This window comes from Mucilaginibacter gynuensis, from assembly GCF_039541195.1.
Taxonomy (GTDB): domain Bacteria; phylum Bacteroidota; class Bacteroidia; order Sphingobacteriales; family Sphingobacteriaceae; genus Mucilaginibacter; species Mucilaginibacter gynuensis.
Window position 1 is genome coordinate 1 of sequence record NZ_BAABFT010000011.1, and the last position, 12,894, is coordinate 12,894.

Annotated in this window: 11 protein-coding genes; 9 read left to right on the forward strand and 2 right to left on the reverse strand. The window is 43.9% G+C overall.

Going from position 1 to position 12,894, the window contains the following annotated elements; genetic code table 11:
* Window positions 1-463: 463 nt before the first annotated feature.
* Window positions 464-1,573 carry a Gfo/Idh/MocA family protein gene (locus tag ABD894_RS18765; protein ID WP_345212611.1) on the forward strand — a complete coding sequence of 370 codons (1,110 nt, stop codon included), beginning with the start codon at window positions 464-466 and terminating at the stop codon, window positions 1,571-1,573.
* A gap of 178 nt (window positions 1,574-1,751) precedes the next feature.
* On the opposite strand, the gene ABD894_RS18770 is transcribed toward ABD894_RS18765, so the two are convergent.
* Window positions 1,752-3,254: a glycine--tRNA ligase gene (locus ABD894_RS18770; protein WP_345212612.1), complete on the reverse strand. Its 1,503-nt coding sequence runs from the start codon at window positions 3,252-3,254 to the stop codon at window positions 1,752-1,754.
* An 88-nt stretch (window positions 3,255-3,342) separates the two neighbouring features.
* The gene (locus tag ABD894_RS18775) at window positions 3,343-3,774 is read right to left on the reverse strand and encodes a hypothetical protein (RefSeq protein ID WP_345212613.1); all 432 of its coding nucleotides are present in this window, start codon (window positions 3,772-3,774) and stop codon (window positions 3,343-3,345) included.
* A 231-nt stretch (window positions 3,775-4,005) separates the two neighbouring features.
* Here ABD894_RS18775 and ABD894_RS18780 point away from each other — a divergent pair, with 231 nt between their 5' ends.
* The 8 genes from ABD894_RS18780 to ABD894_RS18815 all read left to right on the forward strand — a co-directional run bounded on the left by ABD894_RS18780 (window position 4,006) and on the right by ABD894_RS18815 (window position 12,885).
* A complete protein-coding gene (locus ABD894_RS18780) occupies window positions 4,006-4,713 on the forward strand; it encodes an ATP-binding cassette domain-containing protein (RefSeq protein WP_345212614.1) in 708 nt (235 codons plus the stop codon).
* A gap of 8 nt (window positions 4,714-4,721) precedes the next feature.
* Window positions 4,722-5,225, forward strand: coding sequence for a hypothetical protein (locus ABD894_RS18785; protein ID WP_345212615.1), 504 nt, complete (start codon window positions 4,722-4,724; stop codon window positions 5,223-5,225).
* Window positions 5,226-5,356: 131 nt separating this feature from the next.
* Entirely contained in the window at window positions 5,357-5,872 is a 516-nt protein-coding gene (locus ABD894_RS18790; protein ID WP_345212616.1) for an outer membrane beta-barrel protein, read from the forward strand.
* 340 nt (window positions 5,873-6,212) lie between these two features.
* A complete protein-coding gene (locus ABD894_RS18795; RefSeq protein ID WP_345212617.1) occupies window positions 6,213-6,719 on the forward strand; it encodes a hypothetical protein in 507 nt (168 codons plus the stop codon).
* Between the two features lie 262 nt (window positions 6,720-6,981).
* Entirely contained in the window at window positions 6,982-7,989 is a 1,008-nt protein-coding gene (locus ABD894_RS18800) for a lipid A deacylase LpxR family protein (RefSeq protein WP_345212618.1), read from the forward strand.
* Window positions 7,990-8,541: 552 nt separating this feature from the next.
* Entirely contained in the window at window positions 8,542-10,947 is a 2,406-nt protein-coding gene (gldG, locus tag ABD894_RS18805; RefSeq protein WP_345212619.1) for a gliding motility-associated ABC transporter substrate-binding protein GldG, read from the forward strand.
* Window positions 10,948-10,981: 34 nt separating this feature from the next.
* Window positions 10,982-12,106, forward strand: coding sequence for a DNA polymerase III subunit beta (dnaN, locus tag ABD894_RS18810; protein ID WP_345212620.1), 1,125 nt, complete (start codon window positions 10,982-10,984; stop codon window positions 12,104-12,106).
* Between the two features lie 113 nt (window positions 12,107-12,219).
* Complete coding sequence (locus ABD894_RS18815) at window positions 12,220-12,885, forward strand: DUF4397 domain-containing protein (RefSeq protein ID WP_345212621.1); 666 nt, start codon at window positions 12,220-12,222, stop codon at window positions 12,883-12,885.
* Window positions 12,886-12,894 lie beyond the last annotated feature (9 nt).

Below are 12,894 nucleotides of genomic sequence, written 5' to 3' on the forward strand. Positions count from 1 at the left end.
GGAAAGCCCTTGCATCAGTATCATGTGCAGAATAAAAATCCTTAGCGAATCTAAAGACGGCATGCTCGCCCCGCTTTACCTGCTCATACTCACTGATCAGGAATCGATATTTGCTAAGATAATTCCGTTTTAATGTAAGATCATTGTTAATGTTTCGCATAACGTTTAGCTTTATAACATAAAGCTAATTCTGTTACCGAATTACTTGACCTTTACAATTGCGAGGTACGAAGCAATCGCAAAGTATCCAGAGCGAATTTGTACAGTTATGTGATTGCTTCATTACGTTCGCAATGACACATTTTCTAAATCCAGGCCTTTGCTTTTATCACTCATCTATAACTAAATTTAAAAAAGCTACAACATTTTTTAACTCCCTGATGTTAAGGTTACAACAGGAGCAACCCCGGCTTCGGTTCTGTATGTTTCTATCAATCAATATACTTAAACAATATCGATACTTATGAAACTTAACGATTCCTTTAGCAGACGAAATTTCCTGAAAAGTTTGGGCTACGGCGCAGGTGCGTTGGCGCTGGCTCCGGCCTTAAACGCGTTTTCGCAGGGCTTGCCTGCCGATAAAAAGCTGGGCATAGCATTGGTAGGTTTGGGCGGTTACGCAGGCGGACAATTAGCTCCGGCCTTACAGCAAACCACCAATTGTTACCTTGCCGGTATTGTTACGGGCACACCATCAAAAGCCGACGAGTGGAGCAAAAAATATAACATCCCCGAGAAAAATATTTATAACTACGCCAATTTCGATTCGATAAAGGATAACCCTGCTATTGATATTGTTTACATAGTGCTGCCGGTTGCCCTGCATAAGGAGTTTACCATACGTGCGGCTAAAGCAGGTAAGCACGTAATATGCGAAAAGCCGATGGCTCTAAATGCCGCCGACTGTACCGAAATGATAGAAGCCTGCAAGAAAGCCAACCGCATGCTATCGATAGGGTATCGCCTGCATTTCGAGCCGCATAACCAGGAGGTGATGCGCCTTGGGCAGCAAAAGGTGTTGGGCAAAGTAACAGCGATTGATACCGCCAACGGCTTTGTTTACGGTGGCGATCCGAATGCCTGGCGTTTAAAAAAGGTGTTATCAGGCGGTGGCGCGTTGATGGATATGGGTGTGTATTCTATTCAAGGTTCAAGATACAGCGTGGGTAAAGAGCCACTGTACGTAACCGCTACCGAAGAAAAAACCAAACCCGACCTGTTTAAAGACGTAGATGAAACCATCTTCTGGGAACTGGAATTTCCGGATGGCTTGAAGGCCAAAGGCAGATCGAGCTATAACAATAACTGGGGCTACCTGAAGGTGACTGCCGAAAAAGGGAATTTCGAATTGCAACCCGCTTTTGGCTATGGTGGTATACATGGCAGTACCTCTGCCGGGCCCATGAACTTTCCGCAGGTTAACCAGCAGGCCCTGCAAATGGATGATTTTGCCCGCTGCGTAATCAACAAGAAACCAACCATCGTGCCCGGCGAAGAAGGGCGTAAGGATATGCTGGTGATAGATGCTATTTACCGCAGCATTGCATCGGGGAAGAGAGAGAAAATAGGTTGAAAGCTTAAAGCAGAAAGACTAAAGCTGAAAGGGGCTCTAAGCTGAAAGGATAAAGGTAAAAGCTGAAAGGTACATGAAGCGATAAAAAACCAAGTACAAAAAAGGCGAAAGGTTAAAAGCGGACAATCCACCTTTAACCTTTCGCCTTTAAGCTTTAACCTAAATGAAGCTTTCAGCTTTAGTCTTTTAGCTTTCTGCTTTCTGCTTTCAAAAGGTTCTTCCAGCTTACCTGGTCGCCGATTATTTTTTCTAATTGGCTGGCCGGTACGCGTTCTTGTGCCATGGTGTCGCGGTAGCGGATGGTTACAGTATCGTCTTCCAGTGTTTGGTGATCTACCGTGATACAGAAAGGTGTACCGATAGCATCCTGGCGACGGTAGCGTTTACCGATAGCGTCTTTTTCTTCGTATTGCAGGTTGAAGTCGAGCTTCAGTTTATCCATTATTTCGCGTGCTTTTTCAGGCAGACCATCTTTTTTGGTCAGCGGGAAAATAGCGGCCTTTACAGGCGCAAGGGCAGGGTGCAGGCGCAACACGGTACGGCTATCTTGCTTTTCCTCAGTGCTCAGGTCTTCTTCCTCGTAAGCGTTGATCATGGTAAGCAGGAACATCCTGTCTAAACCTATTGATGTTTCAATTACATAAGGGATATAGTTACCGTAAGGCTTGCCGTCTTCACCCAGTTCAGGATCGAAGTATTGCATTTTTTTGCCCGAAAACTTTTGGTGCTGGCTCAAATCGAAATCGGTACGGCTGTGGATCCCTTCTACCTCTTTAAACCCGAACGGAAAATTAAATTCAATGTCATAGGCCGCGTCGGCATAGTGTGCCAGTTTGGTATGCTCGTGGTAACGGTATTTAGCTTCGTCGGTGCCCAGGGCAAGGTGCCATTTCAGGCGGGTTTCTTTCCATTTGTTAAACCACTCTTTTTGTGTGCCGGGGCGTACAAAAAACTGCATCTCCATTTGCTCAAATTCGCGCATGCGGATAATGAACTGGCGCGCGATCACCTCGTTACGGAAAGCCTTACCAATTTGCGCGATACCGAAAGGGATTTTCATCCTGCCTGATTTTTGTACGTTCAGGTAGTTCACAAATATACCCTGCGCGGTTTCGGGGCGCAGGTAAATAGTATCCGATTCATCTGCAATAGCGCCAACCTGCGTACTGAACATCAGGTTAAACTGGCGTACATCTGTCCAGTTGCGGGTGCCGCTAACGGGGCAGGCAATTTCCTGCTCAATGATCAGCTCTTTTAAACGCGGCAGGTCTTCAGCTTTCAGGGCATCGTCCATAGCGGTTTGCAACGCAGCAGCTTTGTCGGTTTTGCCGTCGGCCTCGTATTTGGCTATCTTGTCTTCCAGTAACTGGTCGGCACGGTAGCGTTTTTTCGAATCCTTGTTGTCAATCATCGGATCGCTGAAGCCATCAACGTGACCGCTTGCTTTCCATATTTTAGGATGCATGAAAATCGCGGAATCAATACCCACAATGTTATCGTGCATTTGCACCATGGCTTTCCACCAGTAAGTTTTAATGTTGTTCTTTAACTCGGCACCATTTTGTCCGTAATCGTAAACAGCACTTAGTCCATCATATATTTCGCTTGACTGAAATACAAAGCCGTATTCCTTAGCGTGTGATATTACGTTCTTAAAAAGTTCGTCGGTCGCTTTACTCATAATAGTGGCAAAGATAGTTTTTACTATGAAAGTGCGAAAGTTTGAAGTGCGAGATATTTATATCTCGCAATAAGTAGTTTAGGTATGTTTAATCGAACGCGAAATACAGCACAGTTTCTTTTTTCTTTTTAGCGTAAGCAATTGAATACACACCTTCGTATCCTTTATTATAGGTAAAGCCTATAGAAGTGGCATCGTCTTTAATAGCGTCAAAGGCAGATTGTATAATGTAGTCCTTATCTATCTTGTCCGTTTTGTTAATAGCCGGTGTTTTAAATGCCGACTGATGAAAGAATCTTTTAAAGCGTGCATTGATAGTATCTTTTTGTTGCTGCTCACTGCCCTCAAAGTCACCAAGTAAATCCTTGCCATTAAAATCGTCGGTAAAGATCTGTTTATTGTTAAAGCTGATTATTTCAAACGTGACCTTACTGTTAAGTATGGTTGGGCCTGATAAGAATAATTTGAATGTGTCTTGCTTTTGCTGATCAGAAAAAGCGTGGGTGACAATATTTGTCAACTTATACGGTGTTTGTGTGGTTTTTAAAGATGACGAATCTGAAAGGGATTTTGTGTTGCTGTTTGGCTTTTGCTGGCAGGCCGTAAGTAACGTGCAGATTAAAAAAATGTAAGCGTACTTCATGATAAAGGTTAAGTTAAGGTGTAAATAAAGGTGATAAATAAATCATAAACATACATAATTATCATATCTCTATGTCACATTTAAAATCTATACCATAATTTTACCGCCATGAGTATTTCGGTAGAAGGATTGACCAAGATATACGGTACACAAAAGGCGGTTGATAATATTTCGTTTATGGCCAAGCCCGGTGTGCTGGGTTTCTTAGGCCCAAACGGGGCGGGTAAATCAACCACCATGAAAATACTTACGGGTTTTATTCCGCAAACATCGGGCAACGCGTTGGTATGTGGGTTTGATGTAATAAAGCAGCCGCTCGATGTTAAAAAGCACATCGGCTACCTGCCCGAAAACAACCCGCTTTACCAGGAAATGTATGTGAAAGAGTCGCTGGGTTTTATAGCAGGCATTCATAAACTAAATGCCCCCGAACAACGCATAGCCGCCATAATAGAACAAACCGGCCTTGGCCCCGAGCAGCATAAAAAGATTGGCCAGCTATCAAAGGGTTATAAACAACGCGTTGGCCTGGCGCAAGCCATATTACATAACCCCGAAGTGCTGATACTGGATGAACCTACCTCCGGGCTTGATCCTAACCAGTTGATCGGCATTCGCCAGCTGATACTTGATCTGGGTAAAACCAAAACCATTGTGCTATCCACCCACATTATGCAGGAGGTAGAAGCCGTGTGCGATCATGTGATCATCATTAATAAAGGAAAGATAGCCGCCAACGATACCTTGCATGATTTGCGCCACAAGAACGGCGACAAAACGCTGGAAAATATTTTTATACAACTCACCAACAACTAAACCCTTCTATGAAGAAGCTTCTACTGGCCCTGTTATTTTGTTACGCGCTTACCGCCAAAGCCCAAACAGCTACACCAACCGCCGCTTTCAGTATAGGGCCCGAGCTTGGAATACCTACCATGAGCATTTATAAAGTTGGGTTTTCGCTGTTGGGCAAAGTAGAGATACCGGTTAGCGATCCTTTAAGTTTGAGCATAACAGGTGGCTACAGCAGTTTTGGCTTTAAACGTACACTTATTGGCAGCAATATCAGCCAGGAGGCGGCTAAATTTGCGCCTGTAAAAGCAGGGGTGCGGTACTTTGCAAGTTCGGGGTTTTATATAGAAGGAGAGTTGGGGGTGGCCATTGGCCTGAACTATGAAAAAGATAAATTATTCGCCTATTCCATCGGTCCCGGTTTTCTGATCCCGGTTGGTGAAAAACAAAACGTCGACCTTGGTTTCCGCTACGAAAAATGGAGAAATCAGCTAACCCAAACCGGCATCCGAGTAGCTTACAGGATAGGCTGGTAAACACTAAAATATATTCATTATTCATTGATTGCCTATGTTAATTGGAAGTTAATTATTTCGATGAAAATTTGCTTGTATCATAAATTCTCCTATGTTTGTCCTCGAAAAATTAACCTAATTTACAGTTTCACATGAAAAAAATTATCTTATCATTACTTGTACTGGGCGCAGCGACGTTCAGTTCTTACGCACAAACTTCTGACGAAGGCGGCAAATTCAGCATCGGTGTTGATGCAGGTTTACCATTAGGCGATTCAAAAGACGTTTCGTCATTTGTAATTGGTGGTTCGTTAAAATACGATCATCCTATCGCCGAAAACCTGTTTGCTACACTTTCTGCCGGTTACCAAAAGTTTTTGTTAAAAAGCGATATTAAAGACGCTTATAAAGCACTTGGTCTTGAAGAACCAAAACTTAGCGCTATCCCTGTAAAAGCGGGTCTTAAATATTTCTTTGACGAAGGTTTCTTTGGTGAGGCCCAATTAGGCGCGGCGTTTTTATCAGATGGCGGCGGTACTGCATTCGCTTACGCACCTGGTGTTGGTTATGCCTTTGCCGGTGGTTTTGAAGCAGGTGTACGTTACGAAGCATGGTCAAAAAATGGCACTACAAGCCAGGTAGCTTTACGTTTGGCGTACAAATTTTAATAGCAAAAATTCACAATTGTTACAGAGGTTCGGGTATTTACCCGAGCCTTTTTTTGTTTAGTGAGTCGATGGTTTGCAGGTGAATCACAAAAAATATAAATTTTTTTTTCGGGTTATTTGAATACACTAAAGCTAAGGTTTGTGGCCATAATTGTTAACCTGATTTGAATAAATTATTAACCTAATAATGTTTAAACGCTGATACACTAAGTGTTTTTTATTTTATTTTTTTTGATGACCGGCTGTAGCATCCTGCCGATAATGTGCGTCAATGTCATCAAACTGCGGCAAAACAGATGGTACCCTGTGGCGTCGCGCTAAACATTACACAATAATTAAAATGAAAAAATTCTTATTCTCATTAGTCGTATTAGGCGGCACAGTATTCAGTTCATTCTCGCAAACTACTCCGGCCGATAAAGGCAGGTTCAATGTTGGTTTAGAGTTAGGCGCCCCGGTTGGCGATGCCAGCGAAGGTTTCTCTTTTGTTATCGGCGCATCTCTTAAATATGAACACCCTGTAGTTGAAAATTTCTTTCTTACAGGTTCGGCAGGTTACTCCAACTTCCGTATTAAAAGCGATTATAAAGTTGAAGGCGGTAAATCGGGCTTTGGCTTTATCCCTGTAAAGGTAGGTGGTAAATACTATTTCCAAAAAGGTTTCTTTGGTGAGGCTCAATTTGGCGCAGTATTTTCAACCGAAGAAGGTATGGGCACCGCCTTCGCTTATTCACCTGGTATAGGTTATTCCTTTACCGATAATGTTGAAGCGGGTATTCGTTACGAAGCATGGTCAAAAGACGGCACCATCGGTCAGTTTGGCCTGCGTTTGGCTTACAAGTTCTAAGCTTAATCAACATAATCTTAATAAAAGAGGCAGTACTTCAGCTTGAGGTACTGCCTCTTTTATTATATACTGAGCTGCGCCATAAAATGAAGCCGGTAATTAAGCTAAATAGTAGTGTTAGTGTGCTTTATACAATATGTTCATTTTATAGCATTACAACTACAGGTTGTTCGTTTTGTTCATAATAGCCTAAAGAAACTTATTTAACCTTCGATTCAATTATTTTGTGATAGCAATTAACCCAATATTAAAAAATTAGGCTATGCTATCACCAAATCACATCAAAGGCGGGTTTTTTAACCCAAACGAAATATTAAAAAAGGCACTGTTTACAGGCGCGTTTTGTTGCCTGAGCCTGACGGCTTTACATGCGCAAAACTTTAAAAGCCAGATCAGAATTACCTCTGACAACGATGCCTATATATCGCGCATGAAAGACAGGTATTATACCAACGGCGCTTCTTTAAAATATACCCACGCGCTCAACCGCGATAAGATCACTAACCCCAATCTTGCTAAAAAGATAATAGAGATAGAAGGCGGTCAGCAAATTTTCAATCCTTACTCGGCCACCCTCAAAAAATCGCGGCCCATCGACCGCCCATTTACCGGCTACCTGTTTGCAGGCGGATCAATGAACTGGCTGTACAAAAATGAAAGCGCCATAAAAGTGAGCGCGCAGGTAGGGGTTATAGGGCCGGCGGCTTTGGGCAAAGAGGTACAAAGTTGGTTCCACTCCGCTTTTAAACTTCACGAGGTAAAGGGCTGGGATTACCAGCTCCGTAACGAGCCCGGTTTAAATGCCCGGTTTGATTATCAGCGGTTATTGTATCGTAATGCTTCCAAATGGTTTGATGTTACTGTAAGTCCATCAGCATTACTGGGCAATACCTTTACCGGGGCGCAGGCAGGCCTGCAGTTAAGGTTCGGACTGCTCGATAAACTTTTTCAATCGGCGGCTACCAATAGTCGCTTGAGTTTTGGCGGCGACAGGCACCGCAAGGTAGAGCTATACGTTTATTTAACGCCCCAGCTTAACTATGTAGCGTACGATGCTACTATTGAAGGCGGCATGTTCCGTAATAATAAGGGGCCTATAACTTTTGGCGTGCAGCCTTTTGTATACGAGCAAAAAATGGGTGTGCAGTTTGCCACATCCCGCTGGAGCGCCACATATGCGGTTAGTTTGCGCACTAAAGAAGTACAAAGCCGCGCGGCAGGTAGTCAGTATGGTTCTTTAAGTGTGGGGTATAGTTTTGATGGTTTGTAATTGGTTTGTTTTAAACTTTTGTTATTGTGATGTGCGAAGCAATTCTGTCGCGTATATAAATCACGTCATTGCGAGGAACGAAGCAATCTCTCTTAGGTTGTGCTTGTGTTATTATCAATGTCAGCCTGCTCATTGCCGCAGAGGCTACTACTTTTGGCTATGCCCCAAAAGTAGCAAAAGGTCATGTCCAGCAAAAGGCTTCTTTGCCGCACAAGGCCTTGCCCTGCAAACCGAACAGAACTTGGGGCTGGAACTTTTGCCCCATGCTTCGCCCCTCATTTCTTCCCCACATGCAACAAGTTCCTATGCCCGCCTTTGCGCTCCTGGCCATCACAGTTCTGCCCGCTTTCGCCCGAAGCTGTTTGCTGACGGGAAACGAAGCATTTTCTAAAGCCCTCTCCCTTGGAGAGGGTTGGATGAGGCTGAAAGATTGCCTTGTTGTGCTTAGTTAGGGCGACAAATTAGAAATTGAACATCCGAAATTCGAAATCCAAAAATCAAATTGCGTTAGGCTGTTTAATATTGTAATTTCGGCCATTAACGTAATTATCTGTGTTAAGTATCTTAAAAAAAGAAATAACCGCTTATTTAAGCTCATTGGTTGCTTATGTTACCATCGGGGTGTTCCTGTTGGTGCTGGGGCTTTTCCTGTGGGTATTTCCAGAATCAAGCATCCTCGAATACGGTTATGCCGGGCTGGATAGTCTGTTCAGCACCGCGCCATACCTGTTCATGTTCCTGATACCGGCTATCACCATGCGTTCGTTGGCCGAGGAGCGCCGCGAAGGTACTTTTGAGCTGCTGCTTACCCGTCCGCTTACCGATTGGCAAATTGTGCTGGGTAAGTTTTTAGCTGCGTTACTGTTGGTGCTGTTCGCGCTATTGCCCACCTTGGTGTATTACTTTTCGGTTTATACATTGGGTTTGCCCGAGGGGAATATAGATACCGGCGCGGTAATAGGTTCGTACATTGGGTTGTTTTTATTGGGCGGCGGATTTGTTGCTATTGGTTTGTTCGCTTCGTCGATCACCAAAAACCAGATCATCGCGTTTACCGTAGCCGTGTTCCTATGCTTCTTTTTTTATAGCGGGTTCGATTCTTTGAGCCAGCTGCTTTCACTACAAAACCTTGGCTTGCAATCGCTGGGGATTACCGAGCACTACCAGTCGGTAAGCCGGGGTGTTTTAGATACGCGCGATTTGGTATATTTCATCCTGCTGGCCGGCTTTTTTATATGGCTTACCCTGTTCATGCTCATCAGGCAGCAGCAAAAAAGTATCCGCGGTACCATTATGCTGAGTTTAATCTCGGTTATGATCTCGCTCGGGCTGTTATCTCAGTTCGCTTTTACCCGTTTTGATTTTACTAAAGAAAAAAGATACACCATATCCGATATAAGCCGTAACCTGATGGACAGCCTGGCCGCGCCGGTTAAGGTAACGATCTATTTAAAAGGCGATAACTTCCCCGGAGGTATGAAGCGTTTGCAGCGCGCTACGGTAGATATGCTGATCGACCTGCAATCGTACAGTAAACGAAAGTTGCAGTATGAGTTGGTAGATCCGCTGGAGAAGATAAAAGGCCTGTCGGAAGATGAGCAAAAGCAAGCCTACCAGAATTGGTATGATAAAGGCATCGAACCACAAAACCTAAGCGTAAAAAGCGATGATGGCGTATCGCAAAAGCTGATCTTCCCATTCGCGCTGGTATCATCGGGCGGGCATGATATTGCCGTTAAGCTGTTGCAAACCCGTATCGGGTTATCACCCGAAGAGGTGCTGAATAATTCTATCCAGAATTTAGAATACGCCTTTTCATCGGCCATAAAAAAAGTAACCAGTAATGGTAAGCCGCGTGTAGGTTTTACCGAAGGCCATAACGAGTTGACCAATCTGCAACTGGATGACGCTTTTAAATCATTATCCGATGGTTTCTTAGTAGGCCGAGTCGATCTGAAAACGATCCCTGTGGATAGCTTGAACAAGATAAGGCTGCTGGTAATACCCAAGCCGGATGCCCCTTTTACCGAGGCCGAAAAGTTTAAGGTAGACCAATATATTATGCAGGGCGGGCGAGTGCTATGGACGATAGATCAGGTAAGCGCCGAGCTTGATAGCCTGCGCGGTCATGGCGGGGAGCAATTGGCCTTCCCTAAGAAATTGAACCTCGACGATCAATTGTTTCGTTACGGCATCCGTATCAATTACGACCTGATAGCCGATATGAGCTGTTCGCAGATCCCGGTGGCTGCCGGTAACATGGGCGGGCAGGCGCAGATACAAATGGTGCCCTGGTTATTTTACCCGGTATTTATCCCGGTATCAAAGCATCCGGTAGTGAAAAATGTAGACGGTATCCGCAGTGAGTTTGCCAGCACCATTGATATACTTGATACCAAGGATATTAAAAAAACCGTGCTGCTTACTTCATCGCCATATAATAAAAAACTGAACGCGCCGCACTTGTTATCATTACAGGCACTGGAGCAGGAGCCTAATCCGAAGGAGTTTCAAAGCGTACCTAAAGTAACAGGCGTATTACTGGAGGGTAATTTTACCTCTGCTTTTCGTAACCGCCCGGTGCCCGATAGCGTAGGCAGCCATGCCGCGGTACTGCCCGAAAGTAAGCCGACTAAAATGATCATCATTAGCGATGGTGATATTTTAAAGAACCAGGTAGGCAGCGACGGCTCACCGTATCCGCTGGGTTACGATCATTATACACAGCAAAGTTACGGTAACAAAAACCTGCTGCTCAACATAGCCGACTACATGACCGACGATTCGGGCCTGATAGCCTTACGCGGTAAGGAAATAAAACTGCGCCTGTTAGACAGGGCGCGCATCCGTACCGATAAGTTGTACTATCAAATAATAAATACTGTAATTCCGTTGGCAATGGTGTTGATATTTGCTATTTTTCAACATTATTTCCGCAAGAGAAAGTATGCCCGTTAAATTTTATACTTTTGAGTGATCAATATAACTATATATGCGATTTATTGTTTCTACATCAACATTACTTAAGCAATTACAGGCTGTTAGCGGCGCGCTGAGCAACAGTACCGTATTGCCCATACTGGAAAACTTTTTATTTGAGATCAAAGAAGGCAGCCTTACCATTTCGGCTACCGACCTGCAAACCAGCATGACTACCTCGCTGGCGGTTGAAGCTAAAGAGAATGGCCGTATAGCCATCCCATCACGCATATTATTAGATACTTTGAAATCATTACCCGAGCAGCCAATAGCTTTTTCGGTAGATGATGCTACTTTCGCTATTGAAATAAGCGCTGGCGATGGTAAGTACAAATTAAGCGGAGAGAACGGTGAAGATTTCCCGAAAATTCCGGTTGTTGAGAACGCGTCGCAGGTAAACCTGCCTGCATCTGTACTGGCCGAAGCTATTAACAAAACCATTTTCGCGGTAAGTAACGATGAACTACGCCCGGCCATGACGGGGGTATTCTGCCAGCTATCAACCCAGCACCTTACTTTTGTAGCTACCGATGCCCACAAGTTGGTACGTTACCGCCGTAAAGATGCCAAAGCTGCCGGTACTACTTCGTTCATATTACCTAAAAAGGCTTTAACGTTGTTAAAATCATCACTACCTGCTGATGATGTAAATGTGGCGGTAGAGTATAACAATACAAGTGCTTTCTTTAAATTTGGCAGCATTAATTTGGTTTGCCGTTTAATTGACGAGCGTTACCCTGATTACGAAGCGGTTATTCCGTTGAATAACCCTAATAAATTAAATATAGACCGTTTGGCGTTTTTAGGTTCACTTAGCCGTGTTGCTATTTACGCTAACAAGACCACTCACCAGGTACGGTTAAAAATAAATGGTAGCGAGCTGCATATCTCGTCAGAAGATATCGACTTTGCTAACGAGGCGCACGAGCGTTTAGGTTGCCAGTACGAAGGTGAAGATATCGAGATCGGCTTCAACGCGAGGTTCCTGATCGAGATGCTGAAAAACCTGGGCAGCGAAGAGGTGGTACTTGAAATGTCGACCCCTAACCGTGCCGGTTTATTGTTACCACAAGGTGGCGATGAAAATGAAGATGTGCTGATGCTGGTAATGCCGGTAATGCTCAATAGTTATGCTTAAGTTGTAAACTTAAATTATAGATCCAACCTAAGTCCGGCTTAACACCCGGACTTTTTTTATGAGCCCTTATAACAAATCGTTATAAATACGTTATAGCATTATAAACCAAAATTATGAAGTTAAAAACATTTACTTTTCTTACAATAGCGGTGGCTGCACTTACAGCCTGCAATAAAAAAGATCTGGTGTTTCCGGAGGATAATGATATCGCGTCGCTAAATGTGTACAACCTGTCTACCACCTCTCTAAATGTGTTTTTAAATGGTAACAGGCTTAACACCGTAGCTTCCATTACGCCCATTGGCGCATCGGGCTATATGAGTGTTACACCGGGAGCGCAAACGTATCAGTTTAAAAAGAGCGGTACGCCCGACGTGCTTTTTACAAAAGCGTTGGATTTAGAAGTTACCAAAGATTATACCCTTTTTGTTGCCGGCACAAGCGATGCCAACTCATTTTTGGTAAGCGATGCCTTTGCAACCGATACCAGTAAAACGGCAAGGATCAGGTTTGTGAACGCGTCGACAGATAATGCAGGCAACAAGGTAACCTTAAATACAGATACAGTAGTGTTTAATGGTATTATGTTTAAAACAGCTACTGAATTTGTAAATATCAAACCGGGAAAAAAATTGCTAACTGTATCGCAAGCCGGTAGTGTGGCTGTATCTGATTCGGTTACTTTTGTATCGGGCCGCGTTTATACCATATTTTCAAAAGGTACTAAAACAGGTACAGAAGATGCCGCTTACGGAGCAGGCATTGTAGCGAACAATTAATTTTATAAA

Excerpts from the sequence above, each read along its gene's own strand:
- ABD894_RS18780 (WP_345212614.1), top strand. The coding sequence starts at position 4,006 with ATGAGTATTTCGGTAGAAGGATTGACCAAGATATACGGTACACAAAAG.
- ABD894_RS18815 (WP_345212621.1), top strand. The coding sequence starts at position 12,220 with ATGAAGTTAAAAACATTTACTTTTCTTACAATAGCGGTGGCTGCACTT.
- ABD894_RS18785 (WP_345212615.1), top strand. The coding sequence starts at position 4,722 with ATGAAGAAGCTTCTACTGGCCCTGTTATTTTGTTACGCGCTTACCGCC.
- ABD894_RS18800 (WP_345212618.1), top strand. The coding sequence starts at position 6,982 with ATGCTATCACCAAATCACATCAAAGGCGGGTTTTTTAACCCAAACGAA.
- ABD894_RS18770 (WP_345212612.1), bottom strand. The coding sequence starts at position 3,254 with ATGAGTAAAGCGACCGACGAACTTTTTAAGAACGTAATATCACACGCT.
- ABD894_RS18790 (WP_345212616.1), top strand. The coding sequence starts at position 5,357 with ATGAAAAAAATTATCTTATCATTACTTGTACTGGGCGCAGCGACGTTC.
- ABD894_RS18765 (WP_345212611.1), top strand. The coding sequence starts at position 464 with ATGAAACTTAACGATTCCTTTAGCAGACGAAATTTCCTGAAAAGTTTG.
- dnaN (WP_345212620.1), top strand. The coding sequence starts at position 10,982 with ATGCGATTTATTGTTTCTACATCAACATTACTTAAGCAATTACAGGCT.
- ABD894_RS18795 (WP_345212617.1), top strand. The coding sequence starts at position 6,213 with ATGAAAAAATTCTTATTCTCATTAGTCGTATTAGGCGGCACAGTATTC.